Origin of the sequence: Sphingobium sp. LF-16, from assembly GCF_003711185.1 — a bacterium.
GTDB lineage: Bacteria > Pseudomonadota > Alphaproteobacteria > Sphingomonadales > Sphingomonadaceae > Sphingobium > Sphingobium yanoikuyae_A.
This window is the reverse complement of the sequence record NZ_CP029335.1, coordinates 2,996,018-3,022,803: the sequence shown is the minus strand read 5'-3', so window position 1 is coordinate 3,022,803 and position 26,786 is coordinate 2,996,018. Positions and strand designations below refer to the sequence as shown.

The 26,786-nt window shown below is 66.4% G+C and carries 18 protein-coding genes; 7 read left to right on the top strand and 11 right to left on the bottom strand.

Annotation, left to right across the window (positions count from 1 at the left end; genetic code table 11):
- Window position 1: 1 nt before the first annotated feature.
- From DIZ22_RS13950 to DIZ22_RS13910, 9 genes are all read right to left on the bottom strand, one after another.
- Window positions 2-3,205, bottom strand: a complete 3,204-nt coding sequence (locus DIZ22_RS13950; RefSeq protein ID WP_048937422.1) for an amidohydrolase family protein — start codon at window positions 3,203-3,205, stop codon at window positions 2-4.
- Between the two features lie 83 nt (window positions 3,206-3,288).
- Window positions 3,289-5,532: a TonB-dependent receptor gene (locus DIZ22_RS13945; RefSeq protein ID WP_048937421.1), complete on the bottom strand. Its 2,244-nt coding sequence runs from the start codon at window positions 5,530-5,532 to the stop codon at window positions 3,289-3,291.
- A gap of 64 nt (window positions 5,533-5,596) precedes the next feature.
- Window positions 5,597-7,282: an amidohydrolase gene (locus DIZ22_RS13940; RefSeq protein ID WP_122928354.1), complete on the bottom strand. Its 1,686-nt coding sequence runs from the start codon at window positions 7,280-7,282 to the stop codon at window positions 5,597-5,599.
- Window positions 7,279-7,911, bottom strand: coding sequence for an FMN-binding negative transcriptional regulator (locus DIZ22_RS13935; RefSeq protein ID WP_048937419.1), 633 nt, complete (start codon window positions 7,909-7,911; stop codon window positions 7,279-7,281). The genes DIZ22_RS13940 and DIZ22_RS13935 overlap by 4 nt, the downstream gene beginning before the upstream one ends.
- A 67-nt stretch (window positions 7,912-7,978) precedes the next feature.
- The gene (locus tag DIZ22_RS13930; protein WP_048937418.1) at window positions 7,979-9,451 is read right to left on the bottom strand and encodes a PLP-dependent aminotransferase family protein; all 1,473 of its coding nucleotides are present in this window, start codon (window positions 9,449-9,451) and stop codon (window positions 7,979-7,981) included.
- 11 nt (window positions 9,452-9,462) lie between these two features.
- A complete protein-coding gene (locus tag DIZ22_RS13925) occupies window positions 9,463-10,335 on the bottom strand; it encodes an ROK family protein (protein WP_048937417.1) in 873 nt (290 codons plus the stop codon).
- A 4-nt stretch (window positions 10,336-10,339) separates the two neighbouring features.
- Window positions 10,340-11,464, bottom strand: a complete 1,125-nt coding sequence (locus DIZ22_RS13920; RefSeq protein ID WP_048937416.1) for a membrane dipeptidase — start codon at window positions 11,462-11,464, stop codon at window positions 10,340-10,342.
- Complete coding sequence (locus DIZ22_RS13915) at window positions 11,461-12,825, bottom strand: amidohydrolase family protein (protein ID WP_048937415.1); 1,365 nt, start codon at window positions 12,823-12,825, stop codon at window positions 11,461-11,463. Before DIZ22_RS13915 ends, DIZ22_RS13920 begins: the two co-directional genes overlap by 4 nt.
- 9 nt (window positions 12,826-12,834) lie before the next feature.
- The gene (locus tag DIZ22_RS13910; RefSeq protein WP_048937414.1) at window positions 12,835-14,997 is read right to left on the bottom strand and encodes a penicillin acylase family protein; all 2,163 of its coding nucleotides are present in this window, start codon (window positions 14,995-14,997) and stop codon (window positions 12,835-12,837) included.
- Window positions 14,998-15,063: 66 nt separating this feature from the next.
- On the opposite strand from DIZ22_RS13910, the gene DIZ22_RS13905 reads away from it, so the two are divergent.
- The 7 genes from DIZ22_RS13905 (at window position 15,064) to DIZ22_RS13875 (ending at window position 22,586) form a co-directional block, all read left to right on the top strand.
- Window positions 15,064-16,341 carry an amidohydrolase family protein gene (locus tag DIZ22_RS13905; protein ID WP_122928834.1) on the top strand — a complete coding sequence of 426 codons (1,278 nt, stop codon included), beginning with the start codon at window positions 15,064-15,066 and terminating at the stop codon, window positions 16,339-16,341.
- Window positions 16,338-17,663, top strand: coding sequence for a peptide MFS transporter (locus DIZ22_RS13900; protein WP_048937412.1), 1,326 nt, complete (start codon window positions 16,338-16,340; stop codon window positions 17,661-17,663). The genes DIZ22_RS13905 and DIZ22_RS13900 overlap by 4 nt, the downstream gene beginning before the upstream one ends.
- Window positions 17,664-17,759: 96 nt before the next feature.
- Window positions 17,760-19,952, top strand: coding sequence for a hypothetical protein (locus DIZ22_RS13895; protein WP_234415719.1), 2,193 nt, complete (start codon window positions 17,760-17,762; stop codon window positions 19,950-19,952).
- A 61-nt stretch (window positions 19,953-20,013) separates the two neighbouring features.
- The gene (locus tag DIZ22_RS13890; RefSeq protein ID WP_004208507.1) at window positions 20,014-20,328 is read left to right on the top strand and encodes a hypothetical protein; all 315 of its coding nucleotides are present in this window, start codon (window positions 20,014-20,016) and stop codon (window positions 20,326-20,328) included.
- A 106-nt stretch (window positions 20,329-20,434) separates the two neighbouring features.
- On the top strand, window positions 20,435-20,704 hold the full coding sequence (locus tag DIZ22_RS13885; protein ID WP_048937411.1) for a hypothetical protein: 270 nt from the start codon (window positions 20,435-20,437) through the stop codon (window positions 20,702-20,704).
- Window positions 20,705-20,718: 14 nt separating this feature from the next.
- The gene (locus DIZ22_RS13880) at window positions 20,719-21,897 is read left to right on the top strand and encodes a YcaO-like family protein (protein ID WP_048937410.1); all 1,179 of its coding nucleotides are present in this window, start codon (window positions 20,719-20,721) and stop codon (window positions 21,895-21,897) included.
- A complete protein-coding gene (locus DIZ22_RS13875; RefSeq protein ID WP_048937409.1) occupies window positions 21,894-22,586 on the top strand; it encodes a TfuA-like protein in 693 nt (230 codons plus the stop codon). The genes DIZ22_RS13880 and DIZ22_RS13875 overlap by 4 nt, the downstream gene beginning before the upstream one ends.
- Here the strand turns inward: DIZ22_RS13875 and DIZ22_RS13870 are convergent.
- Both DIZ22_RS13870 and DIZ22_RS13865 read right to left on the bottom strand, forming a co-directional pair.
- Window positions 22,573-24,597 (bottom strand): trifolitoxin synthesis, TfuA, encoded by a 2,025-nt coding sequence (locus DIZ22_RS13870; protein WP_122928353.1) that lies wholly within the window; start codon window positions 24,595-24,597, stop codon window positions 22,573-22,575. The genes DIZ22_RS13875 and DIZ22_RS13870 overlap by 14 nt on opposite strands.
- Before the next feature lie 117 nt (window positions 24,598-24,714).
- Window positions 24,715-26,736 (bottom strand): discoidin domain-containing protein, encoded by a 2,022-nt coding sequence (locus DIZ22_RS13865; protein ID WP_234415720.1) that lies wholly within the window; start codon window positions 26,734-26,736, stop codon window positions 24,715-24,717.
- Between the last annotated feature and the right edge of the window lie 50 nt (window positions 26,737-26,786).

Below are 26,786 nucleotides of genomic sequence, written 5' to 3'. Positions count from 1 at the left end.
CTCAGGGCGTCGGGGTGGCACCATCCTGCGCGAACCAGGGTTCGGCCAGTCTGGCTGGCGTCGGCCAGATTTCGTCCAACGTCGCGGGATCATAGAGCCGGCCATTCTTCATGACGGCGCCGATCTTCTGCGCATTGGCGATGTCGGCCAGCGGGTCGGCGTCCAGGATCAGCAGGTCGGCAAACTTGCCCGGCTCCAGGCTGCCGACATCGTCGCTATGGCCGATCACCTCGGCCGACCCGATCGTCGCAGCCTTCAGCGCCTCCATCGGCGTCGCGCCGCCAGCGGCAAAGGCCTGCAATTCCCACTGATAGCCCAGCCCCTGGATCTCGCCATGGCTGCCAAGGCCGACGAGGCCGCCGGCGCGCTGGATCTTCACCGCGTCGGCCGCGATCTGCTGCCAGCTCTGCGCTTCGGGCGGCATCCAGTGGCGGTTGCGCAGCTTGTCGCTGACGATGCCGGCCGGCACGAAATGGGTCCATTTCGCATCATCCTGTGGCCGCTTGTTGATGATGAAGTCGAACAGCGCCGGGGTGGTGCCATAGGCGACGAGGATGGTCGGCGTGTAGCTGGTGCGGCTCTGCGCGAACAGGCGGACGATATCCTCGCGCAGCGGCGATACCGGGATGCTGTGCTCATTGCCGGAAAAGCCGTCGATCGCGTGGGTCAGGTTCAGCACCATGTCGCTCGCGCCTTCGGTCGTGGGCATCATGCCCAGTTCCGCCGCTGCCTCGACCATGAACTGGCGTTGGGCGCGGTCGCCGATCATGTAGCTCTTGATATTGCGGGTGCGATAATGGTCGCGATAGCGGGTGAGGACGTCGACCGCATCCTGCTTGCTGTGGATTTCCGCGTTCACGAACACGCCCGGCCCGGTCGACCAGGCGCGCGGCCCCCGCATCATGCCGGCATCGATCATGTCCTGATAGGCGAAGATGTCGGTGGTGAAGGGCTGCGGGTCGAGCGCCGACGTGACACCGAAGGCGAGGTTTGCGGCAAAGTCCCAATGGCCGCGTTCCTGGATGCCGCGCCGTATCTCGAACCAATGGGCATGGGTGTCGACGAAGCCGGGGACGATATATTTGCCGCTCACATCGCGGATCGTCGCGCCCTGTGGCACGGCGACCGATCCGCTGGCGCCGACCGCGACGATGCGATTGTCGGTGATGACGATGTCGGCATTGCGGATCACATCCTGCCCGCCCGCCATCGGCATGACGGTCGCGCCGCGCAGCACGACGCTGCCGCGGGGCACATCGCGCGGCAGTTCGACCGGCAATGCGAAGCTCTGCGCCACCGCCTCGGCCGTGCCCGGCGCAGCAGACAGCGCCTGAACGGTCGGCAACCGGCGGAAGGTCGATCCGACCGACCAGGTGACGGTCGCGCCCCTGTCGGCCCAGTCGATGAAATCGGCGCCGACCCGTGTCAGCTTGCGTCGCGCCACCGCCGGCGTGTCGAGATTGACGGTCGCCGGCTCGCCGCCATTGGCCGGCGGGATATCGACCAGATAGGCCTGGCTGAACGACTTGATGAGTGCGCGTCTGCCGTCCGGGCTGATCCGCACATCCTCGACCGGCGCCGGGCCGGGGAAATATTGGCCCAGCCCATGGGCCAGCACGCGCAACAGCGGCTGCGGATCGCCCCCCGCCAGCGGCACCGATGACAAGCCGCCGGCGCCGTAGAAATAGAGGGTGTCACTTTCGCCGCCGAACTGCGGCTGGCGCGCACCCATGGCATGGGCGACCAGCCGCGCTGCGCCGCCGCCGACGGGCATGCGGATGATGTCGGTCGGGCGCGCGGGATCGATCTCCGACGCGGTGCGCAGCCGGTCATACTGGTTCGCGCGCAACGCCACCAAGCCCTTGCCATCGGGGGTAAAGACGGGCTGGCTGTAAAAGGCCGGGACCTGGGTCAGCCGACGCGCCGTGCCGCCCGTCGCCGGGATCGTCCAGACATGGCCGCCTTCCTTGGCGGTCCAGCTGACATAGGCGATGCTCTTGCCATCGGGCGACCAGCTCGGCTGGAAGGCATCGGCCGCGACAAGGCGTTTGGGTGTCATGTTCGCTGTCAGCTTCTGGACATACAGCCCGCCCAGAGCGGTGAAGGCGACGCTGCCGCCGTCGGGCGACTGGCGCGGCGCCTGCACCACGCGGACGCGCACCGGCCCGGTCTCTTCCGTCTGCCGCACGCGGGTCAGCGGGCCGAGGCCCAGTTGCACCGGCGCGGTGAAGGGGATGTCGCTGATCTTGCCCGATGCAATGTCGAGCCGCCTGATCCCGCCGCCGACGCTCATTAGCATCGCCTTGTCACCCGGCAGGAAGCTGAAGCGCGGTAGCAGGTCGGCATAATAGCCGCCATCCTGGCCGTCCCGGTCGATCGGGAAGGCGATCCATTTGTCCTCGCCGGTCTCCAGATTGCGGAGCCTGAGACCGTCCTTCTGGCCCTGCCGGCTGGCATAGGCGAGCAGCTTGCCATCATGCGACAGCGCCGGGCGCATCGCGCCCCCGGCCGACTGGATGATCGTCTCGTCCTGTCCGCTCTTGAGGTCGCGGCGCGCGATCGACCAGTTGGGCAGGTCATTCTCGGTCCAGGTATGGCCGCGCTTGGTCGCATAATAGAGATAGCGGCCATCGGGCGCCGCGACCGCGCCCATGGCGTTCATCTTCGCGTCCCAATTGTCGGGCGATCCCGCCTTGGTGATCTGGATGCCGCTGCCGCCATCGCGATCATACATGAACAGCTCGAACGCCAGGATCGAATGGACCGTGCGCGAGACATAGACATAGCGGCCATCGGGCGACCAGGCCGGCGAGGAATAGATGGCGAGCGACTGGTCCTGCGACAGCTGTTTTAGGCCGGTGCCATCGGCATTGGCGATCCAGAGATTGGTGACGCCCGACCGGTCGGAAAGGAAGGCAAACTGCTTTCCGTCGGGCGAGAAGACCGGATTGCGCTCGAACGCCATGCCGGTCAGCAGCGGCCGCGCCGCGCCCCCGCCTGCGTCCAGCGCATAGATGTCGCCCAGCAGGTCGAACAGGATCGTCTTGCCGTCCGGCGACATGTCCGGCTGCATCCAGGTTGCCTCATGCGCGTCATAGCGCAGCGTCCGGGTGGGCGTCAGGCTCAGCCCCTTGCTGTCCTGCGCCAGCGCGGGATGGGCACAAAGCAGGGACGCACCCAGCAGCAGGGAGGCAAGAGAACGCATTGCGGCCTTTCGGTCAGAAGCTAGGAAGGCAGATAGGGAACGGGGCCGCAACCTTGCGGATGCGGCCCCGTTCTTCAAGGCGGTTAGAGGCTCCAGTCGGCACGCAGGCCGATGGTGCGCGGCCGGATGATCGAGCCCTGCGGCGTCGCCGCATCGTTCGCGAACGGGGCGTTCAGCACGCCATATTTGTCGAACACATTGTTGGCGAAGGCCATCAGCCGGACCTTCTCGCCCAGGCTGACCGAGGCGCGCAGGTCGAACACGTTGAAGTCGCCACGGCGCGAGACATCGTCGAAGCTGGTCGGCGCCGACGAGAGGTAGCGGTGCGCGATGTCGAAGCTGGGGGCGCCGGTCACATCGGCGAAGCTGAGCGTCAGATTATTGGCGATCGACCATTTGGACGAGCCCGGCAGCGTCGTGCCCTTGGCATAGCCGCCCAGCCCCGCGACGTCGAACGGATAGGGCAGGAATTCGGTCAGTTCCGCATCCTGCCAGGTGACGTTGGTGGTGAAGTGGACGATCTTGTTGACATTCACCGTGCCGGAAAATTCCACGCCGTTGACGCGCGCGCCGCCGGCATTGACGACATAGGAATAATAGGACGGGCCGGGGCCGAAGAGGCGCGCCTGGATATTGTTCCAGTCGAGATGGAAGCCGGTCAGGTCGATGGCGAAGCGGCCGTCGGGCGTCTGCGCCTTCACGCCGATTTCGTAATTCTTGACCTTGTCGCTCTCATAGGCCTCCGGAATGCTGGGCAGCAGGCCGGCATTGGGGTTGATGCCGCCGACGCGATAGCCCTGCGAATAGGTGGCATAGACCATGACATCCTTCGACGGGCGCCAGGCGATCGTCGCCTTGGGCAAGAAGCCGTCTTCCTTCTGGTTGACGCTGCCGCTGCTGTCGGTCGGCGTGTAGCCGCCTTCATAGCCGCCCAGCGCACCGGCCTGGTTCAGCACGTCGGCCTTGGCGGTGGTGTCATAATAGCGACCGCCCAGCGTGATCTCGATCTGCTCCACCGGCTTGTAGGACAGTTCGCCGAACACGCCGAAATCCTCGTTCGTGCTCTTGGTGAAATAGCCATAGAGGCGGTCGCCGGGCGTCAGCTGCGCGCCGGAATAGCCCCCGAACAGATCGGGATTGGCGTCGATATAGTCGGCGGCACCGGCCTGGAAAATCTGGTCATAGCTGTTCTTCTTGGCCTGCAAATAGCTGACGCCGACCAGCCATTTGAACGGACCGTCGCCGGCCGAGGCGAGGCGGGCCTCAACCGTCTTGATGAGCGCATCGGCCTCGCCCAGCGAATAGGCCGCACCATTGCCGGTGGTGACGCCGGTCACATAGGCATAGGGGTAGGAGAAGATGGTGGTGTTGGTCTTCTTGGTGATCGACCCCAGCACCGTCAGATTGGCGATGTCGCTCACTTCTTGGTCCAGCCGCAGGCTGTTCATCCAGAATTTCGTCTTCTGGGTTTCGGCGCGCGGCAGGTTGCGGACATAGGGGTTTGGCAGGTCGAGATAGGTCTGGTCGTCCAGCTTGCTGTCCTGCCAGCTCGACAGATAGGTGACCTTGGTCGTCTCGCCCAGATTGGCGACGATCGATCCGCGCAGGCCGCGGGTGCGATAATCGTTCGAGCCGTTCACGCCGATGCCGGGATTGTCGAGATAGCCCGCGTCCGACCGCTGCAGCGCGACCAGGCGCAGCGCCAGCTGATCGGCGACCAGCGGGATGTTGATCATCGCCTTGGCGGCATAATTGAGTTCGCCCGAGGCATTCTTGGTGGTGCCGACCAGGCCCGATGCGGCGGCGTCGACCTTGGACGGATCGGCGACATTGGCGACATAGTTGACCAAGCCGCCCAGCGTCGAGGAGCCGAACAGCGTGCCCTGCGGCCCGCGCAGCACTTCCACGCGCTGCAGGTCGAACGTGTCGACGTCGGGGATGCCGATCGGGAAGCCCGGCTCCACCACCGGCACTTCGTTGAGATAATAGCCGACCGTGGTCTGGCCCTGCTCATGATAGGTGGTGGCGGCGACGCCGCGGATCACGACTTCGGAAATGCCGGGCTGGTAATCGTTGAACACCACGCCGGGCAGGCGGACGATATAGTCCGACAGGCTGTTGGCGTTCATCTTCTTGAGCTGCTCGCCGGTGACGGCGCTGATCGGCAGGGCGACCTGGCGGATATCCTCGTCGCGCTTGCCGGCGGTGACGATGATCGTCTCGCTGTCGCTGGCGGCCGGGGCCTGGGCAAGGGCGGTGCCGGACAAGATGGTCGCGGCCGCCATGGCGGTGAAACTCACAGTCTTGAGATGCGTCAGTCTGTTCATTGTCATTCCCCTTATGATGTGAGAACCGGCCTTGTTCCGGCCGGCTTTCTCCCTTGCTCTGTTGTTAGATGTCGCTCCCTTCGCCAAAGCGCTGGCGACCGCCGACGATCGTGCGCAGCACCTTGGTCGCGCCAATCTTCGCCGGATCGATCGCGAACAGATCGGCGTCCAGCACCGCGAAATCGGCCAGCATGCCGGGCTTCAGCAGGCCCATCCGGTCGTCGCTGAAACCGGCAAAGGCGTTGGTCGCGGTATAGGCATGCAGCGCCTGGAGCATGCTGATCTTCTGCTCGGGCAGCCAGCCGCCAGGGTTTGCGCCGTCGATCGTCTGGCGCAGCACGGCGGCGGCGACCCCGGTCAGCGGATCGAGCGGCGCCACCGGCCAGTCCGATCCGAAGGCGACCTTCGCCCCGGCGTCGAGCAGCGACTTGAACGCATAGGTGCCCTTCAGCCGCTCGGCGCCGACACGCTGGATCGCCCATCGTCCATCGTCGATCGCATGATAGGGCTGGACCGATGCAATGACCTGCTGCTGCGCGAAGCGCGGGATCGCGGCCGGCGCCAGATGCTGGGCATGTTCGATGCGGAAACGGCGGTCGCGCTTGCCATTCTTCGCGGCGGCGGCGGCAAAGATGTCCAGCGCCTCGTCATTCGCCTTGTCGCCGATGCCGTGGATGGTGATCTGCAGGCCAGCCGCATCCGCATCGTTGGTCCATTGCTGGACATCGGCGCGCTTGTGGATCGGGAAGCCTTTATTGTCGGGCGCGTCGTCATAGGGGCGATAGAACATCGCCGTGCGCGACCCCAGCGATCCATCATATTGCAGCTTCAGTCCGCCCCAGCGGACCCAGTCGTCGCCGCGCCCTTCAGCCTCGATCAGCGCCTTGAGCTTCGCCCAGTCCTGCAGGGGCACGAAGGAATAGAAGCGCATGTCGGTCTCGCCCTTGGCACGCAGGCGGCGCAGCGTGTCATGGGTGATCCAGTCCAGTTCGGTGGTGTGGACCTGCACCACGCCCTTGGACAGGCCATGGGCGATGCCCTGGCGCGCGGCATCCTCCTTGTCGGCGTCGGTCGGCGCGGGGATGGCGCGCTTGACCAGGTCCATCGCCGCATCCTTCAGGATGCCGGTCGGGTTCCCATCCTTGTCGCGCACGATCATGCCGCCGGCTACATCGGGGGTGTCGCGGTCGATCCCGGCCAGTTTCAGCGCCAGCGAATTGAGCGCCAGCATGTGCAGGTCCAGTCGCTGCACCGCGACCGGGGTATGGGGCGTCACCGGGTCCATCCAGCTGCGGTCGGGCAATTCGCCGCCCCATAGCTCCGCGTCCCAGCTGCCGCCCTGCAACCATTGGCCGGGCTTCAGGCTCTTGGCCGCCTCGCCGACGATGCGGGCAAATTCCTGCGGGCTCTTCGCCTCGCGCAGATTGGGCTGGCTCAGCAGATAGGAACCGGTGAGGAAATGGGTGTGCGCGTCGGTGAAGCCGGGCATGACGAAGGCGCCGCCCAGATCGATGATACGGGTGGTCTTGCTCGACTGCGCCTTGACCGCCGCCGCGCCGATCGCGGCGATGCGTCCGTGGGCGATGCCGATCGCCGATCGCGCCGTCGGCATGCCCTCGCCGGTCCAGACCGTCGCATTGACATAGGCGGTGTCGAGCACCTGTCCCTTCGCCCACAGGCTGCTGCTCAATGCCAGTCCGGCCAGGCCGGTCGCACCCCCGGCCAGCATCTCGCGTCGGCTGAACATCATTGCTCTGCTCCCTCGTGGCTGGTTTCGTCCAGCCGGTCCTCATTGTAGATCTGCATCCAGTCGCGCAGGCCGCCGGGGGCCAGGCTGCCGACAATCTCGTTGATGCCCTGGCGGCTTTCGTCGCGGCCCAGCTTGAACCGGCCATCGATCGCGCGGACATGGGCACGAAAGCCGATAATATGCTTCATCATCGGTTCCAGCCGCGCGCCGGCGTCATCGATATGCCAGGGGGCGACGCGGCCCGCCTCCATCCGGTCGGTCAGCGTCTCGATCGACTCGCGCGTCGCTTCCGGCAACAGCTCGACATCGACGGTCAGCACCGCCATCGCATAGTTCCAGGTCGGCACCCATGTCGGGTTCGACTGCATTTCGGGTGAGATATAGCCCTGCGGCCCGTTCACCAGCACGGTGGCGCGGGGCGCCGCGCGCAGTTGCGCGACCTGCGGGTTGGACAGGGCAAAATGGCCCAGCAACGACACCAGCGCACCGTCCGCGTCGCATTCGGCCAGCAGCGGCAGCGGCGTCGCGCCGAAGCCGGCCTCGCTATGGGAGACGATCCAGCAGAGCGGATGGTCGCCGATCAGGGTGACGATGTCGTCCGGGGAGCGGGGCGCATATTTCATATGCATGACACTGCGCCGGCATTGGACCCGCCCGAAACATCCAATTCGGGAAAGTGAAGGGGTCCAAGTAAGATCAGGGTTCGGCGCAGCGGCGCAGCGCCTGCAACACCTCTTTCGCCTCCTCCTCGGTCAGGCTGGCAAAGCCGATGCGCAGCCCCCGCTCGGTCCCTTCCTCGGCCGCATAGCTGTGCGAGGAGGCGAAGCTGAGGCCGATCTCGGGTGCTCGCGCTTCCAGCCGGTCGAGCGCCGCCATGTCCTTGAACTGCAACCAGAAGGCGAGGCCGCCATCGGGCAGGCGATAGTCGATCAACCTGTCCATTTCGCTGTCAAGATTGCGCGCGAAGGCATCGCGCCGCCGGGCGTAGATCTGCGCGGTCTTGCGCACATGGCGCCGCACCTCGCCGCTCTCCAGCAGTTCGGCGGCGGCCTCCTCCGTCACGGTATTGCCCATGCCGTCGATCAGCGAGATCTGATAGGCCAGCGCGTCGACGACCTTGGGCGCGGCGGCGATGTAACCGATGCGCAAAGCCGGCACGAGCAGCTTGGACATCGACCCGGCATAGATCACCCGCGCCGGGGCGTAGCTCGCCATCGGCAGCAGCGGCTGCGCGCCGAAGTGGAACTCATGGTCATAATCATCCTCGATGATCGCGAAGGCGAATTGCCGCGCCAGCTCCAGCAGGCGCAGCCGCCGCTCGGGCCGCATCGACACGGTGGTCGGAAACTGGTGATGCGGCGTCACGAAGATGGCGCGGACGCGATGCTTGCGGCAGGCGCGTTCGACATCGGCGACGTCGACCCCGTCCTCGTCCAGCCCGACCGTGACGATCTTGGCGCCGCAGGCACGGAAGGCGGCGACGGCCGGCTCATAGGTCAGCCGTTCGACCAGCACCGCGTCGCCCGGCCGGATCAGGATGCGCGCGGTCAGGAACACGCCCATCTGGCTGCCGCGGGTGATGCAGATATTCTCAGCGCTGACCATCAGCCCGCGCTGGCGCCGCAACATGCTGGCGATCTCCTGTCGCAGCCGTGGCGACCCGCGCGGGTCGCGATAGTGAAGCGCATTGGCGCGCGAGGCCCCCTCCGCCGCCTTGCGATAGGCGCGGGCGAGGAGGTCGGCGGGAAACAGGCGTCCGTCGGCGACGCCCTCGTCCAGCTTGCGCCATTTGCCCGCCGGGATGGCGATCAGCCGGTCGGGTGCGGCCAGGAAGGGATATTCGGTTTCGTCCGGCTGGCGGGTGTCGGGGGCGATCGGCGGGGCAGGGGCATCGTCGCTGCTGGGCAGGGAGGTCGACACGATCGTGCCGCGCGTGCCTGCGCTCACCAGCCAGCCCTGCGCGATCAGTTCCTCATAGGCGGTGACGATGGTCTTGCGATTGACCTCCAGCGCGGCGGCGAGTTCCCGGCTGCTTGGCAGGAACTCGCCGGGCAACAGCCGGCCGCGCTCGATCTCGTGAATCAGCCCATGGGCGATCTGCATGTAGCGCGGGCTGTCCGGCGCGATCCGCACCCGTTCCTTGAGCGGCAGGGTCCAGGGGCGCAACATCCGCGTGGCGATCAGCGCCGCGATGCCGCCAGGGCCATGTCGGCAAGGGCGATCGTTCCGAGCGGCCCGGCGCGGTCGCCCAGTGCCGGGTGGGCGACATAGTCGTCCATCGATGCGATCGTCGCAGCCGCGCCATAGGCCGCCAGGCTGGCGGTCAGTCCATCGCGGATCAATGGCATCAACTGGGGCTGGCCCATGGCGACCCCACCGCCGATCAGGATACGCTGGGGCAGGCTGGTCAGCGCCAGATTATGGCACATTGCCGCCAGTGCATGGGCGACGAACGACCATTGCGGATCATCAGCGGACACGTCGCGTCCGCGTTGGCCGGTCCGCGCCTCGATCGCGGGACCATTGGCCAGTCCCTCCAGGCAATCGCGATGGAAGGGGCAATTGCCTGCAAAATCGTCGCCGGCGGCGCGCGGCACGCGCATATGCCCGGCCTCGCTATGGCCCAGTCCGCGCACGGGCATGCCGGACACGATGCTGCCCACGCCGATGCCGGTGCCGACCGTGACATAGGCCCAACTGGTCAACCCCTGCGCCGCGCCCCAGCGACCCTCGGCCAGCGCTGCACCATTGACGTCGGTATCGACCATGAAGGGGCGTCCGGCCGCGAGGTGGGTGATGTCCGTTCCGCTCCAGCCAGGCTTGGGCGTGCTGACGATCGAGCCGAAGCTGGCCGACGCCGGATCAAGATCAAGCGGTCCGAAGCTGCCGAGGCCCAGCGCTGCGAAATCCCATCCGGCCAATGTCGCGGCCACCGCTGACAGGGTCTCGGCAGGCGTGGTGGTCGGAATTTCCACCTGCGCCTGGATATCGTCCGGCCCGGTGCCCAGGATGCAGATGCACTTGGTGCCGCCCAGTTCTACGCCTGCCAGCATTGGTTCATGCTCCCCAGATCATCTCGGCATAGGCAAGGAAATTGCCGCCCAATATCTTCTCGATGCGGGCCGTCGAATAGCCTTTGGCGCGCAGCAGCCCAACGAGCTTGCGGAACTGGTCCGGGCCGCGCAGGTCGACGACGAAGGGGTAGGTGTCGGATCGTTCGCCCTTGGCGCTGATCCCGGCGGCCTGGCGCGCGGCGATTTCCTTGGCCAGCACCGCCTCATAGGCCTTCAGGTCGTCGATCTGCGTCACCGTGCCGTCGGTGCCAATGCCGACATGATCCTCGCCGCACAGCTTCACCGCATGGTCGATATGGGCGACGACATGCTCGGCGCGGGCATGGCCAGACAGGTCGAGGAAGGGCATGAAATAGATGCCGATGAAGCCGCCGCGATCGGCGACCAGCTTGAGTTCCGCATCGGTCTTGTTGCGCGGCAGGTTGGTGACGGCGCGGCAGCCGGTATGGTTGATCGAGATCGGCTGTTTGGAAATGCGTGCCGCCTCCAGGCAGGTCTGCTCGCCGCTGTGGGACAGGTCGACCATCACCCGCTGCGCATTGCAGCGCGCGACAACCTCGCGCCCGAACGGGGTGAGGCCGCGATTGCCCGGCGCCATCGACCCGTCGCCCAGTTGGTTGGCGGGGTTGTAGGTCAGCTGGAAGATGCGCACGCCCAGATTGGCGAAAATATCGACCCGGCTGGCATCCTGGCCCATCATCGCGCCATTCTGGAATCCGTAGATCAGGCCCACTTTCCCTTCCGCCTTGGCGCGGCTTATGTCGGCGGCGGTCAGGATCTTCATCAGGTCGCGGCTGTTGGCACGTATCTGCGCATCAGTCTCCGCTACCTCGCGCACGCTCTGGACGAACGGGTCATCCGATCCGGAGACATAGCCAATGGTGATGTTGACGGCAGTCAAGCCGGACGCATGGGCTTCCGCCAGCACGCGCGGGCTGAACTGCGGGACCAGTGAATCGGCGGGCTGGTTGGGATCGCCCAGGCCACCGAGCGCATTGATGACGATCATGTCCTTGATCGGATCGGCCTCCACGCCTGCCGCGCGCGCGCCGCTGGCCGCCAGCATCGCGGCCGACACGCCCATGAAATTCCGCCGATCCAGCTTCATTCGTCGTCCCCCATCTCGTCCTTGGTCACCGGCACATAGGCGTTGCGGGCATAGGCCTTGCCGCGCTTCACCACCGTCTCGATCGTCTGGATATTGGCGATGTCGGCGACCGGATCGCCTTTGAGCACCACGAAATTGGCGAGCTTGCCCGGTTCGATCGAGCCCATTTCATTGCCCTGCCCGGCCGCCTGCGCGCCGACCAGCGTGGCGGACCGGATCACCTCGACCGGCGGCATGCCGACATTGCGGGCAAGGAAGAGCAGTTCCTCATGAACGGCGGGCCACTGATCCTCGACCTCGCCGACGAAATCGGTGCCGGTGGAGATGGGGACGCCCATCTTCCACGCCTGACGGGTGAGGCGGGTGGTGAGGTCGCCGGTGCAGCGCAGCGGCTTCGCCTTGGGATCGGCCTTGCGCTTGGCCTCATATTTCACGAACAGCGCGCCGGTTGCGTCGAGGATCGTGCCCTGTTTCAGCATCGCGCGGAACAGGTCGGCCATCACCGGGTCATCATCGCCCGGCGCCAGCAGATTTTCATGCACCGGCGTCCGGTCTTCATACGCCGCCAGCATCACCGGCTCGCGCTGATAGGCGAGATAGCAGACATGGCTGATCGCGTCCGGCCCGGCGGCGATCACGTCGGCCGGGCGGGTGGGGAAGACCGAACTATGCGCCCAGACCAGCATATGCTGGCGATGGGCGGCGGCGGTCACGGCTTTGACCTGCCGCGGAGTGAGGTCGGCATAGACCTTGATCGCGCTGGCCGATGTGCCACGCGCCAGGGTGATGGCTTCCTTGAGGTCGGTCCTGTCGTCGATCGCCTGCATCCAGGGCGCGGTGCCCGGCGTCACCCCTTGGCTGGCGGCGGCGACACGCGGATCGGCGAAGAAGGGGCGGCCGGCCATGATCGCGGCATAATAGATGTCGGGCGCAGGGATCTCGGCCATGCGCGCCTCGCGCGCCAGTTCGCCGACCGAGCGCAGATCGTCGGCCATGTCGCGCACCGCCGTCACCCCGCCATAGAGATTGCGGCGCAGCATCGCCTTGGCCTGCACGGCATTGGGCGGGGTTGCCATATGGACATGGCTGTCGATCAGGCCGGGGATGACATAGCGGCCGGCCAGATCGACCTGCTTCGCGCCGGCGACATCGGCGGCGGGCAGGCCGCCATGCGGCGCCAGCGCGACGATCCGGTCGCCGCGCACCAGCATGTCCTGATTGCCGCGCGGCGCCGCGCCGGTGCCGTCGATGATGGTGGCGCCGCTATAGAGTATCACTTCCTCGGCCGGTTTGGGCGGCTGGGCAAAAGCGGCGAAGGGCAGGGCGCAGGCGATCAGGGCGGCAAGGCGGGCAGTTTTCATCATCTGTCCTTATTCGCCGGGCCGGTAGGTGCGGACGGCATGGGCCTTGATATCTTCGGGGTAGAAATAGACCGGGCGCAGATCGCCCTTGGCATAGAGGTCGACCTGATCGGCGAAATGGGGCGAGTGGGGATCGCCGCTCTCGCCCCCGGCGCTGACCGCGCGGGCGACGACCTTCGGCCCGAATTCGACCGCCGCGACGAAGCTGTTGCCCTTGGTGCCATAATAGCGCTTCGTCCCCGGATAGCGCGCCGCGCCGAAGGCGGCGAGCGATCCCCATTGCGACGAGGCGAAGGGAATGGGCGTGCTGGGCTTGGCATCGTCGAACGTCTGGACGATCGCGCCGTCATTGCGCTGGTAGCGGTTGATCTCGCCCCAGGGCACGGCGATGCTGCCGAAATCGGTGGTCAGCCGCTCGACCGCCTCGCGCAGTGCCGCGAGCTTCTGCGCGTCGGTCGCGCGGGTCGCCATATAGTCGATGGTGGACAGGCCCGCCTCCTTGGCGGCCGGGGCCACCGCCTTCCACAGTGCCTCGCCCCAGAAGACCGCGAGCGAAGTCTCCGTCGAAGTCAGGCTCCATTTATAATCCCAGCCGCGCAGGCTCTGCACCGCATCGGCCAGCGCCGGATCGGGCGCCCTGTCCTGGGCCGCGATCAGGCCCGGAACCAGCCGCGCGAAGCCGGTCAGATAGGGATCATAGGCCGCGCCGATCAGGCTATCGAGGGTGAAATGCTCATTGGCCGACAGCACGATCTGCGCATGGGGGCCGCGCGGATTTTCGCCGGCCTGGTCCATGTAGCGGGGAAAGGCCGCGCGCTGTGGGCTATCCGCGCCGGCGGCCGTCCAGGGCCAGTTATTGGTGTTCATCGCCCAGCCGCCCTTCGGGTTCACCGCCTGGGGCAGGCTGGACAGGTCATGCAGGCCGCGCCAGTCGGTCGCCGGATCGCTGCCGTCCACGGGCTTCGTATAATCGAAGCGATCGTCGCGGATCGGCACGAATTGCGGGTGGAGATAGGCGATCTCGCCCCTGTCGTCGGCCAGCAGCGTGTTGTTGCTGCTGTTCGCCTTATTCTCCGCGACCTTGAGGAAGCTCGCATAATCGCTGGTCTTGGTGCGCAGATAGCTTTGTTCCAGCGCCGGCACCGGCTTGTTCATCAGCGCGAAGGCGATCCACTTGTCGCCTTCGGTCCGCACGATCGGGCCATGATGGGTGGAGTAGCCGGTGAAGGCGCGCTGGGCGAGCTTGCCGTCCGGCGTGCGGTAGGAAATGGCGATGGTCTTTTCGGTGACCGGCCGCAATTCCTTGCCATAGCGGTAGAAGAGGCGATCGCCCTGCGGCACGATCGTCTCGGCAAATTCGTCGACATTGTCGATGCCGCTCGACGTGTGCATCCAGCCGATATGGCGGTTGAAGCCCTGATAGATGAAGAACTGGCCCCAGGTGACCGCGCCATAGGCGTCCAGCCCTTCGTCGCTGCTCATCTGCAGTTCGGACCGGAAGAAGAAGCTGGTGTGCGGGTTGATCATCAACAGCGCATGGCCGCCTTCCGTCCGGGACGGCGCGATGGCAAAGCCGTTCGACCCCTGCGGCTCGCGATAGGCCAGGCCCTGTTCCAGCATGGTCAGCGCCACCGGCTTCTTCTCGTAAAAGGCCTGTAGCTGGGTCAGCGGCACCCGCTCGATATCGCCGCCGATGCTGCCTTCGGTGAAGCTCAGTGCCATCCACGGCTCGAACCGGGTGATGACGCGCGGCTTCACCATCGGATGGGTCGAGAGATAATAATTCAGGCCATCGGCCCAGGCCTGCATCAGCTTCTTGAGCCAGGCCGGGCTGCGGGCATAGTCGGCCTGCAGCCGGGCAGGATCGATGAACAGGCGCTGGCGCAGATCCTGCCAGATCGCCTTTTCGCCCTCGGCTTCGGCGAGGCGGCCCAAGTTGACCAGATAATTGGTCTCGATCCGGTTGAAGTCGTCTTCGGCCTGGGCATAGACCATGCCGAACACGGCGTCGGCATCGGTTGCGCCATGGACATGGGCGATGCCCCACTGGTCGCGGGTGATGGTGACCTTGGCCGGCGAGAGCGCGGTCGGCGATTGGGCAAGGGCAGGGCAGGCGGCAAGAGCGACCAATGCCCCCGCAAGGGAGGTGGCGCGCGGCAGGAATTTCGTCATAGAGAGGGGGAGTAATGAAGGGGGCGGGGCGGCGCAAGCAGCCTCCCGTCAAGGGGGATGATATCGATGCACAGGCTTTTGATCCTGCTGGCCTTTCTGTTCGTCGCGCCGATGCCGGCGGGGGCGGAGCAGGCCGCGCCGGCGCTCTATCTGCTGCGCCCCGATGCCGTGTTCGACGGCGCGACGTCGCATCGCGGATGGGCGGTGCTGGTGCGCGGCAACCGGATCGAGGCGGCCGGACCGGGGATCGCGGTGCCGGCTGGGGCAAGGGTGATCGGCCTGCCCGGCAAGACCCTGCTCCCCGGCTTGATCGAGGGCCATTCGCACCTCTTCCTGCACCCCTATAACGAGACAAGCTGGGACGATCAGGTGCTGCACGAGCCGCTGGCGCTGCGCACCGTGCGGGCCACGGTGTCGGCGCGGGCGACGCTGATGGCGGGCTTCACCACCGTGCGCGATCTGGGCACCGAAGGGGCTGGCTATGCCGATGTCGGCCTCAAGCAGGCGATCGAGCAGGATATCGTCGCCGGGCCGCGCATGCTGGTCGCGACCCGCGCGCTGGTGGCACCGGGCGCTTATGGCCCGCGTGGCTTCGAGCCGGGCGTCGTCGTGCCGTTGGGCGCGGAGGAAGCCGGCGGTCCCGATCTGGTGACGGCGGTGCGGCGACAGATCGCGGCCGGCGCCGATGTCGTGAAACTCTATGCCGACTATCGCTGGGGCAAGGGCGAGCCGAGCCGGCCGACCTTCACCCAGGCGGAAATGGCAGCGGCAGTGGAGGCTGCGCACAGCGCCGGGCGCAAGGTCGCGGCCCATGCCGCCACCGACGAGGGGATGCGCCGGGCGATCCTGGCCGGGGTCGACACGATCGAGCATGGCTATGAGGGGAGCGCCGCGACCTTCGCGCTGATGAAGGCGCATGGCGTCGGCTATTGCCCGACCCTGGCGGCGTCCGATGCCACAGCGCGCTATCGCGGCTGGACCGGCACGGAACCGGCGCCGGCAGCGGTCGTCCAGGCGCGCCAGGCCTTTGCCCGCGCGCGGGTGGAGGGCGTCACCCTCTGCCTGGGCGGCGATGTCGGCGTGTTCGCCCATGGCGACAATGCCCGCGAGGCGGAGCTGATGGCGGCCGCCGGCATGGCGCCCCGCGACGTGCTGGTCGCGGCGACCAGCGGCAATGCGGCACTGTTCGGCATTGCCGACCGGCTGGGCGCGGTGAAGCCGGGCCTGCTCGCCGATCTGGTCGCGGTCGAGGGCGATCCGACCCGTAGCATCGACGCATTGCGCCAGGTCGGCTTCGTGATGAAGGACGGCGTCATCTACAAGGGGCCGGGCGCGCAGCCATGAGCCAGGGCGATCACGCGTTCCTGGGTCATCCGCGGGGCCTCGCCTATCTGCTGTTCACCGAAGCGTGGGAGCGTTTCTCCTATTATGGCATGCAGTCGCTGCTGGCCCTCTATCTGGTCAAGCATCTGCTGCAGCCGGGGCAGGCCGACGGCCTGCTCTTCTTCGATGCCTTTCGCCAGCTTTATGGCGGGCTGGACGGCCAGCCGCTCGCCTCCGCCATTGTCGGCACCTATTTCGCCAGCGTCTATGTGACGCCGATCCTGGGCGGGCTGGTCGCGGACCGGCTGCTGGGCCGGCATCGCACGGTGCTGCTGGGTGCATTGACGATGATGGCGGGCCATTTCCTGATGGCGGTCCAGGCCGCCTTCCTGCCCGCGCTCGGCTTGCTGGTGCTGGGCAGCGGCCTGTTCAAGGGCAATCTAGCCAGCCAGATCGGCGCGCTCTATCGCCATGATGACCCGCGTCGCGATGGCGCGTTCCAGCTTTATTATCTGGGGATCAATATCGGCCTGATCGCCGCGCCGCTGGTGATCGGCACGCTGGCGGAAACGCGCGGCTGGCATGTCGGCTTTGCCGTCGCCGGGGTTGGCATGGTGATCGCCACGATCATCTATCTCGCCGGACGCAGGCATCTGCCGGTTGACGATTATCGCCCCAGATCGAACGGGCGCGGGCGCATGACCGGGCAGGATCTGCGTGGCCTGCTGGGCATCGTCCTGCTGATCCCGCTGCTGGCGGTGGCGCTGTTGCCCAACAATCAGATATTCAACGCCTATCTGATCTGGGGCGACGCGCATCTGGAGCTGACGTTGGGCGGGCTGCGCGTGCCGACGAGCTGGCTCATCACCCTCGATGCGGGGCTGGGCCTGGCGATCCTTGCCGGCCTGCCTTTCGTCTATCGCCGTTATGCGCGCCACCGGCCCGAACCCGGCGATCTTGCCAAGCTGACGATCGGGTCGCTCTTTGCGACGGGGGGCATGCTCTGCCTGGCACTGGGATCGGCGCTGGCGGGTGCGGACGGCAGAACGGGGCTTGGCTGGGCGATCACCTTCCATCTGCTCAACGGCATCGGTTTTGCCCATATATTGCCGGTCAGCCTGGCGCTGTTCACCCGCGCCGCGCCGCCGCGTCAGGCCGGGCTGGCGATCGGCCTCTATTATCTCGTCTTCTTCCTGGGCAATATCCTGGTCGGCTGGGTGGGGGGCTTCTACGCCCGCATGCCGGCCACTGCCTTCTGGCTGCTGCATGCCGGGATCGCTGCGGGATGTGGCGCGATTTTCCTGATATTGACGCTACGGAAAGCGATTTTTCGGTCGGATTGACGCTTTTTTCACGTTCGACCAACACCTGGCCTCACACTGACCATGTCATTCCCGATCCTGCGAGCGCGGGCATCCGACGCGCGCCGACAGGAGGGAATGATGACTGCCGATTTCGATCCCGCCGATTTTGACGGCGACAGCGCGCTCGATACCGACATGGCCGGTTTCGACATCGACCCCAAGCTGCGGCCGGTGCGGCACCTGCCGCTGTTGGTGCAGGCCAGCGGCCGCTACAATTTCGTGCGCTCGCCGCGCTTCCCGATGCCGCGCGCGCTGCCCGGTGCGGTCGATCGCTTCGACGATGATATCAATGCGCTGACGCTCTATACGCGCGAGGAACTGCGGCTGGACGTCGATGGCCGCTATCCGCAGATGACGGTCAGCGGCACGCGCGCCGGCCCGCTGGGGCCGGTGGTCAGCTGGGTTGCGGCGCTGACCCGGACCGGTGCCAATCATTATAGCGGCCAGATCTGGTTCAAGGATGGTCAGGTCGGCGCCATCCCCCATACCCAGATCAGCCTCAAGGTGACGAAGAGCCTGCTCGCCGCCCAGCGCAAGGTCGAGGCGACCTTCAGCGGCGGTGGCGCGGCGAGCTTCGTGCGCACCTATCAGTTCAGCTCTGCAAGCTTCCGTCCGGCCGAGTTCGAATATGACACGGTGGCCGGCGCGACCCGCGTGACGGAGATCGGCACGCACGATCATCCCAATCATCCCGCGACCATGGCCAGCGAGACGCTGAGCCTTGACACCGTCTATCGGCGGGCGGGATTCAACGTCAGCGACGCGCCCGGCAATGGCGCCATCCCGCTCGGTGCGGCCGGCGCCGATCAGCGCTGGACCGACCAGGAAATGCATGACGCGATGCAGATCTACTGGTCGCGCTTTGCCGACAAGCCGCAATGGTCGTTGTGGGTGCTGTTCGCCTCGCTCCATGTGCAGGGCAGCAGCCTGGGCGGCATCATGTTCGACGATATCGGGTCGAACCATCGCCAGGGGACGGCCATCTTCACCGACGCTTTCATCGCCCATCCGCCGGCGGGCGATGCCGATCCCGACGCCTGGGTGCGGCGGATGCGCTTCTGGACGGCCGCGCATGAGGTCGGCCACGCCTTCAACCTGGCGCATAGCTGGCAGAAGTCGCTGGGCACGCCCTGGATTCCGCTGGCCGACGATCCCGAAGCGCGCAGCTTCATGAACTATCCCTATGCGGTGGCGGGCGGCCAGGCGGCCTTCTTTGCCGATTTCGACTTCCGCTTTTCCGATCCCGAACTGCTGTTCATGCGCCATGGCCCCGAACGCTTCGTGCAGATGGGCAATGCCGACTGGTTCGACCAGCATGGCTTCTCGCAGGTGGCGTTGGACCCCAATGAGGAGTTCGGCCTGACTCTGTCTGTCAATGCCCGCGACAATCGCCTACCCTATCTGTTGCCGCCGGTGGTCGAGATGGCACTGGTCAACCGCAGCGGCCGGCCCAAGCTGGCATCGGCGGCGCGCCTGTCGGAACGGGCAGGCCTGACCCTGATCATCAGCAAGGATGGCCGGCCCGCGCGCCAATGGTCGCCCTATTCGCGCCATTGCGGCGAGAGCCTGGAAATCATTCTGGGTCAGGGTGAGGCGCTCTATGACAGCGTGCTGGTCGGCGCTGGCCGCAATGGCTGGGACATGGCCGAACCGGGCCGTTACACCATCCAGGCGATGCTGGTCGTCGATGGCCGGGCCGTCATCTCCAACGCGCTGGAGGTGAAGGTGGAGCCGCCCGAAAGCCGCGAGGAAGAGCGGCTGGCGCAGGATATCTTCACCCCGGAAGTCGGCCAGGTGCTGGCCGTCAACGGCACGCGCGGCGTCCAATCGGCGGTCGATGCGCTGAGGGCGGCCACGCGGATGCGCCAGCATCCGCTCGCGCGCCAGGCGGCGGTCGCGCTCGCTGGCCCGTTGGCCGACGAATATAAGCTGCTGCAGGTGGATGAGCGGGCACGGCCCGGTGAGACCCCTGCTGCGGCCGCCCGCCGCATCGAGGTTTATGACGCCGATCTCAAGGAAGCACGCCACCTGCTGGCGATCGCGACCGAGGGCAGCGCCGATGCCGCCGTCAATGCCGTTGGCCATACCCGGTTCCTGCGCGAGGCAGGCAAGCTGGCTCGCGCGCTGGATGGCGGGGTTGCCCCGGCGCTGCGTCAGACGGGGCTGGGCTTCGACGCGGTTCGGGCGGGCGATGTCATCGGCGGCTTCAACCTGGGCCAGGACATGCAGCGCATGCTGGCCCTCAAGGCGAACGGCCTCAGTATCTGATCCATGCAGGCGCATCGCCTGTCATGGCGGTGCGCCCCATTATTCCGAAAGGGGACCAACAATGTCGGAATTTCGCAAAATCACCATCGCACTCGAACAGGGATTCAAGGATGACAGCGTCCGTATCTCGATCGGCGATAGGCTGGTGCATTGGCTCGACCATGTGAAGACCCGCGCCAAGATCGGCGTCGCCCACACGCTGGAACTCAGCCTGCCGGCCGGCAATGATCCGGTGCAGGTGGAATTGCCGAGCAAGGATGTGCGCATCTCGATCGAACCGGGGATGGGCGAGGCATGCTATTGGGGCGTGTCGGTCAGCCCGAACGGCAAGGCCATGTATGTGAAGCGCTCAGTCGAACCCTTCGCTTATGTCTGATATGCTCCGTGCGGCGTTGATAGGGGTTTCCCTTATTGTCCTCGCCCTGCTTGTCATTACGGTCCCGCAACCTACTTTTGATCCGTCACGAACTATGGGGGTATATATGGCTGAATCCTACGACTCCGACGCCAATTATGTCATCAAGCTGACCGACCCGGCCGATCCGGCCAAGGTCGTTGGCTATGCCTTTGTCGAGCAGGTCCATTATCTGGCCGCCGATGATGACGGCGATGATGCCAAGGCGGCGATCGCTGGCGTGGCCGGACTGTTCACCGATGGTCCGGTTCTGGACGCGGTCGCCCTGCCGGGGCAGCAGCGCGCCACCCGCGCCTATTTTGCCGAGATCGGGTCGGGCAAGGCCGACTTCGCCTGAGGCCGATCGCGCCCATGAAGATGTTCCGGCGCGGGGCGCATCGCTCCCGCCGTCCTGCCGACACCCTCGCACGGATCGCGCCTGCGGCTCGTGCGCTGGGCGTCACGCGGCTGGCCGATGTGACCGGCCTCGACCGCATCGGCATCCCTGTATTCCAGGCGGTCCGTCCCCTGTCACTGTCGCTGTCGGTGTCGCAGGGCAAGGGCGCCACGCCTGATGCCGCGCGTGTCTCCGCGCTGATGGAAGCGATCGAACTGCATCACGCCGAAACCTGTCCCGCCAGCAGCCACAGTTGTGCCGATGCCGGCGAAGCCCGGCTCTGGAGCCAGATGGCACGGGCCGACAAGCAGGGCGCTTCCTTCGATCCGGTACGACCACGCGGCTGGGTCGAGGCGATCGACCTGCTGAGCGGCCGGCCCATGCGGATACCCCATGGGCTGGTGACGATGGATTTCACCGTGCCGGCCGAACCCGATCTGTGGCCCAACAGCAATGGGCTGGCATCCGGCAACACCCCGGCCGAGGCGCGCTGTTCGGCGCTGTGCGAACTGATCGAGCGCGAGGATCATGCCCGCTGGCTGGAACGGGGACTGCGCGCGCGCCGGGCGAGCGCGATCGATCTGGACAGCGTGACCGACCGGCTGGGCCGCAGCCTGATCGCGCGAGTGCGGCGCGCGGGCCTGTCGCTATCCTTGTGGGACATGACCGGTCCGATCGGCGCGGCGGTGATCGGCTGCGCGATCACGGAACGCGGTGCCGTCCGCAGCGTGCAATTGCCGCCGGCAATGGGGGCGGGATGCCATCCCGATGCCGGCGTCGCACTCGCTCGCGCCATTTGCGAGGCGGCGCAGACCCGTGCCGCGCTGATCGCCGGTGCGCGCGACGATATCGATCCGGCGCGCTATCGCGATGCCGGGCAGCAGCGGCAGGGCTTCCTGTTGGCGATGCTCGATTTCGCGCCGGCAACCCGACCCTGGTCGGCGGTGCCCTCCGTGGCGCATGACGGGGCGGAGGATGATCTGGCCTGGCTGCTCGATCGCTGTGCGATGGTGGGGGCAGGGCCGGTCGCCTGTCATGACCTGACCCGGCCCGACCTCGGCATCGATGTGGTGAAGCTGCTGGTGCCGGCCTTTGGCGATCATGATCGGCCATCGCGCACAGGCACGATGCAAGCGGCGATGGAGCCGGCATGAGTCTGCATGCGATTGTCTTTGCCGGGCCGAGCCTGGGCGGTTCCGTGATGGCCTTGCCCGATGGTGTCGAGTTGCGCGGGCCGGCGCGGCGCGGCGACATGCTGCGCGCCGCGATCGAACGACCGGCCGCGATCGGCCTGATCGACGGACTGTTCGAAACCACGCCATCGGTCTGGCACAAGGAAATCATCCAGGTGATGGCCGAGGGGATCGCCGTCTATGGCGCGGCCAGCCTGGGCGCATTGCGCGCGGCGGAACTGGCGCCGTTCGGCATGGTGGGCATCGGCGCGATCGCGCAGGCTTACAGGACGGGGCAGATCGAGCGGGACGATGCGGTGATGGTCAGCCATGCGCCGGCGGAATTGGGACATCGCGCGATGACGCTGGCGCTGGTCGATGCCGAGCATGCGATCGCGCAGGCGGAGATGGCGGCAGGCGACCGCGCACTGCTGCTGCGGCTGGCGCGGCGGATGAATTTCCGCGATCGCAGCTGGGCGCTGATCGGCGACGCCTTCCGCCAGGCGACCGGGCGCGACCTGCCACCGATCGATCAGGGGCTTAGCCTCAAGCGCAAGGATGCGGAGCTGTTGCTGTGGACGATTGCTGGCCCGGTGGCCGTGCCGCATGTCGCGCCGCCGCCGCAAAGCTTCTTCCTGCGCAGCCTGCGCGCGGAGATCAGCGCGGCGTGATGCGCAATCCGGCCTGTTCCAGCCCGGTTAGGAACAGGCTGCGTTCGGCCGGCCCCTGCAGCGGCAGGAACTGGATCATGGTGTCGACCAGATCGGCGTCGCGGGCTGGAGCATCGCCTTGCCACAGGCTGGCGAAACGCTGGCGCAGTTCGTCGATCACCGGGGCGGCCTGCTTCGCGCCGCCCAGCATGCCCAGATTGGCGCCCCGCACCGCCAGATAATGGATCGATCGATTGCGGCCGATCTCGAACTGGGTTTCCGCTGCCTCATGCTCGCCCGACAGGGCGTAGAGCACGGCCAGATCGGAAAAATATTCGTCCGACGGAAAGGGGTTCAGTTCGAAGGCGCGGGCGATCAGGCGCTGCGCTTCCTTCATCTCGCCCAGATGGACGAGGCCGAAGCCGATCTCGTTGATGCCGTCGGCGTGAAAGGGCGTCAGGTCGAGCGCGGTCATGAAGCCCTGCATCGCCTGCTTCATGTCGCCGCGCCGCAAATAGCACCAGGCGAGGCGCGACTGCACGCCGCCATGGGTGGGTTCCAGCGCGACCGCGCGGGTGCAGAGGTCGAAGGCGCGGGCGCGCAGCGGCGCGGCATCATGGCCCGCCATCAACTGCATGAAATCGGTGTTGTAGAGGCGCGCCAGTTGCAGATAGGCGTTGGTCAGGCGCGGCTCCAGCAGGATCGCGCGTTCCAGCAGGTCGGCGCCTTCCTGCACCTCGGCCAGGTTGGCGGCGGCCAATATCTTGGCGCGGGCGGTGAAATAGAGCGGATAGGCGTCCGACCCGCTGGGCACACGTCCTTCCATCAGCTTGCCGACATCGCGTTCGACCACCGGCAGGATGGCGCCAGCGATCCGGGCGACCAGATCGTCGATCGCGGCGAGCAATTCGCCCTGGCGCACGGTCAACTGGCGCGTCCAGACCAGGAAGCCGCTGTCGATCCGCGTCATGCGCAGATTGATGCGCCAGCCGTCGCCATCAGCGCGGACCGACCCGTCCAGCGCATAGCTGGCGATCGAGGCGGGGGCGGCCGCCTTCATCCGCTCGGCCGATGGCGCGTCGACTGACAGGATGCGCAGGTCGCGCATGCCACCCAGGGCGGTCTGCAGATCGTCATGGCAAATGCTGGTGAGCAGGGCGCCGTCCGGGCCGCTATCGCCGATCAGCCTGAAAGGGGCGATCACCAGGATCGGCGGCTCGACATTGGCCTGCGGGATTGTGGCGACAGCGGGCGCGGCGGTCGCGCGCGGGGCGGGAGCGATGACCGATCCGACCGTCGTCAGTTCGCGCAGCAGTCTTTCGGTGTCGGGCGACACGCGGGCATCCAGATCGCGTTGCAGCCCGGTCTCCAACTGGCGGTAGCGGCGGTGGAGCGCGACATGGTCGCCGGCCTTCTGGTCGAGCGCCATGCCGAGCCGGGCGATCCGTTCATCGCCGGTGTCGAGCCGCTGCAACTGGGTCAGGATCGCCCGGCGCAGGTCGAGCAGATCGTCCTGGCCATTGCGCTCGACAGCGTGCAGCACATCCTGGACGATGCGCTCGCGCCAGCGTTGCCGTTCGATCATCAGCCAGTCGTCGAAGCTGCGATCCAGTCCCTCCAGCCCGTCCAGTATCGCGCTACCCGCGCCATCCAGGATACGGGCCAGTCCGTTCAGGTCGTTGGCGGCGGCGCAGGCCAGTATCTCGCCCAGGTCGCTGGAAAAGCCACCCTCTGCCAGATGCAGGTCACGCCGTTCGATTTGGATGAGCGGGGCGGCCGGATGCGCACGCAGGTCGGTCAGTGCCTGGCGCAGGCTGGCGCGGGCCTGCACCTCGCCCCGGTCGCTCCACAACAGGCCGACCAGCCGGTCGCGGCTGGCGCGGCGATCGGGCTCCAGCGCAAGATGGGCAAGCAGGGCACAGGCCTTGCGGCTGCGCGGGCTATGGTCGCGTCCGTCCGCCTCGTCGATCAGGCGGAAATCGCCGAGCAATCGAAAGCGAAACCGAAGCTCGCCAGCCGCTGTCACCATCATGCCCTTTATTGCTGGCGGCCTGCAGTGCCGGGCCGCCGATCGATCCGCCCTAACACAGCTTGCTGAACAGGGCGACGGTCCGTTTAGGCTGCGTCACGATCGAGGGCCATAGCCAATTCAGCGGTCGAACAGCTTGATCTCCGCCAGCCGGATCGCCTTGCCCTGGGGCTGGCGCATCAGCACCCGCCACTGGCGCGCGGCGCGGCCGGCAAAGCGCAGGTCGGTCACGCCATTGGCGAGCGGCGCGCCCTTGGGCGTCGCGACATCGCGCCATTGGCCATCGACCATGGCCTGCAGGCGATAGGATTGCGGCACGGCAAACTGCTTGCCGTCGGCGAAGAAGGCGAGTTCGGCGCGGCCGATGGACACCGGTTTGCCCAGGTCGATGGCATACCATTGGTTGGCCTCTCCGGGCGCGGAGGACCAGCCATTGGGCAGTTCGGGGAAGAACCAGGTGCGGCCGTCGATCGCGTCATGGACATTTTCGGGGTCGGTGTTGCTGGATGCGCTGCCGATCGGGAACTGGCCGCGCACCAGTTGCACGGCGCGGTTGATCGGCCGGGCGACCGGCGCATTGGCGACGCGCGCCACCGGCAGCTCGATCCGGCCCAATGTCTCGCGCCGGGCGACTTCCTTGCCGTCGACCTCGACCGACAGGCCCTTGCCCCGGCCATAATGGCTGCCGTCCGCGTCCCAGGTCACGGCGATGCGATGGCCATGATAGGGCACGTCCTGCGCCCGGAACCAGGCCAGCGCCTGCGGATCGCCGGCGTCGGGCAGCAGCGGGTTCACCTCCAGCACGTCGTCGACGCGGGGGCGGATGCCGACCAGACCGCCCAGGATCAGGTCATTATAGCCCGAATGGAAATAATGATGGCTGCGATCGAGGCCGACGATCGGCTTGCCGGTTTCGGGATGATAATCCTCCTCCAGATCGAGCCGGTTCCCCTGATAATGGAGCGCGGTATATTGGCGCAGCAGGCGCATATAGTCGCTGCGGGTCACCGGGCCCTGCTGGGCATGATGATCGAGCAGATTGGCCATGGCGATCAGCACCTGGGTCGTCTGATAGGGCCAGATCGGGCCGTTCCACTGGCATTCCGGTGCATCGCCCAGATAGCGATATTGCCGCATATAATATTCGTAATTCGCTTCGACCGTGCGCATGCCCGCCTTGCCGGCGAGCGAGGCGGGGTCGAGCAGATGCGCCCAGGCGCCGGCATATTTGGCGTCGTCCGGGACCAGGTCGAACATCCAGGGGAGGTAGCCGACCAGTTCGCGATTGCGGATCGGATCCCAATATTTGACGTGCGGATTCTTGCGGCTCTCGTGCCGGTCGATGAAATGGTCGAGCTTCTCGCTCCACAGGTCGGCAAGGACATGGTCCTTCAGCGCCTGTGCCCGCGCCTCATATTCCTGCGCCATGGCGGTGTCGCCGGCCATGGTCGCCATCTTCGCCAGCGCGCGGGCATTGGCATACATGTAGCTGTTGACCGAGGGGCGGAAGGCGTCGCCACCGCGGAAGCCGTCCTTGCCGCCCGAAGCGTCGATCGAGGAGACGGTATATTCGGTCGCGTCGAGCAGCGGCTCGACGAAATAGAGCCCCTTGTCGAAGTCGAACTTCTCGTCCCACAGGCGGTAGATATGGCGCATCACCGGCAGATGTTCGAGCACGCCCGCCTTGTCGCCATCGATCAGGTAACGGCCCCAGACCGAGTCCGCCATATAGTCGGTGAAGTGGCGGTCATTGCCGCCGCGATACATGAAGCGGATATAGTCGTCGGCAAAGCGCCGGTCGTTCAGCCAGCGCCCTTCGGCCAGATGAAAGCCGGTCGCGTCGTTGAGGCTGGCATAGGGATGGCGCTGCCAGTCGACATCGTCGAAAAATTCGGTGGTGATATACCCTTCTTCGCCCAGGTCGCGCTGATGCCCGCGATAGAGCTGCCAGCGATAATAATAGACGGCGTCGATCTTGGGGTCGGCGGATTCGAAGAAGGGGATGCGATCCTGATACCAGGGCGCGTCATTGCCGAAGCGCTGCACCGCGATCGCATGGGTATCGAGGCCGGCGGAGCGGGGAGGGGGAGAGGCGGCGCCCATGCCGATCATGGCAGCCCCTGCCAGCAGAAGCATCCTCATCGCGCGCATCGTCCGTCTCCCTGTATCCTGAAACAAATATGGCGGCCGTT

What these genes read in the sequence shown, in the direction of transcription:
- DIZ22_RS13950 (WP_048937422.1), bottom strand. Translation starts at nt 3,205, where the DNA reads ATGCGTTCTCTTGCCTCCCTGCTGCTGGGTGCGTCCCTGCTTTGTGCC.
- DIZ22_RS13945 (WP_048937421.1), bottom strand. Translation starts at nt 5,532, where the DNA reads ATGAACAGACTGACGCATCTCAAGACTGTGAGTTTCACCGCCATGGCG.
- DIZ22_RS13940 (WP_122928354.1), bottom strand. Translation starts at nt 7,282, where the DNA reads ATGATGTTCAGCCGACGCGAGATGCTGGCCGGGGGTGCGACCGGCCTG.
- DIZ22_RS13935 (WP_048937419.1), bottom strand. Translation starts at nt 7,911, where the DNA reads ATGCATATGAAATATGCGCCCCGCTCCCCGGACGACATCGTCACCCTG.
- DIZ22_RS13930 (WP_048937418.1), bottom strand. Translation starts at nt 9,451, where the DNA reads ATGTTGCGCCCCTGGACCCTGCCGCTCAAGGAACGGGTGCGGATCGCG.
- DIZ22_RS13925 (WP_048937417.1), bottom strand. Translation starts at nt 10,335, where the DNA reads ATGCTGGCAGGCGTAGAACTGGGCGGCACCAAGTGCATCTGCATCCTG.
- DIZ22_RS13920 (WP_048937416.1), bottom strand. Translation starts at nt 11,464, where the DNA reads ATGAAGCTGGATCGGCGGAATTTCATGGGCGTGTCGGCCGCGATGCTG.
- DIZ22_RS13915 (WP_048937415.1), bottom strand. Translation starts at nt 12,825, where the DNA reads ATGAAAACTGCCCGCCTTGCCGCCCTGATCGCCTGCGCCCTGCCCTTC.
- DIZ22_RS13910 (WP_048937414.1), bottom strand. Translation starts at nt 14,997, where the DNA reads ATGACGAAATTCCTGCCGCGCGCCACCTCCCTTGCGGGGGCATTGGTC.
- DIZ22_RS13905 (WP_122928834.1), top strand. Translation starts at nt 15,064, where the DNA reads ATGCACAGGCTTTTGATCCTGCTGGCCTTTCTGTTCGTCGCGCCGATG.
- DIZ22_RS13900 (WP_048937412.1), top strand. Translation starts at nt 16,338, where the DNA reads ATGAGCCAGGGCGATCACGCGTTCCTGGGTCATCCGCGGGGCCTCGCC.
- DIZ22_RS13895 (WP_234415719.1), top strand. Translation starts at nt 17,760, where the DNA reads ATGATGACTGCCGATTTCGATCCCGCCGATTTTGACGGCGACAGCGCG.
- DIZ22_RS13890 (WP_004208507.1), top strand. Translation starts at nt 20,014, where the DNA reads ATGTCGGAATTTCGCAAAATCACCATCGCACTCGAACAGGGATTCAAG.
- DIZ22_RS13885 (WP_048937411.1), top strand. Translation starts at nt 20,435, where the DNA reads ATGGCTGAATCCTACGACTCCGACGCCAATTATGTCATCAAGCTGACC.
- DIZ22_RS13880 (WP_048937410.1), top strand. Translation starts at nt 20,719, where the DNA reads ATGAAGATGTTCCGGCGCGGGGCGCATCGCTCCCGCCGTCCTGCCGAC.
- DIZ22_RS13875 (WP_048937409.1), top strand. Translation starts at nt 21,894, where the DNA reads ATGAGTCTGCATGCGATTGTCTTTGCCGGGCCGAGCCTGGGCGGTTCC.
- DIZ22_RS13870 (WP_122928353.1), bottom strand. Translation starts at nt 24,597, where the DNA reads ATGATGGTGACAGCGGCTGGCGAGCTTCGGTTTCGCTTTCGATTGCTC.
- DIZ22_RS13865 (WP_234415720.1), bottom strand. Translation starts at nt 26,736, where the DNA reads ATGAGGATGCTTCTGCTGGCAGGGGCTGCCATGATCGGCATGGGCGCC.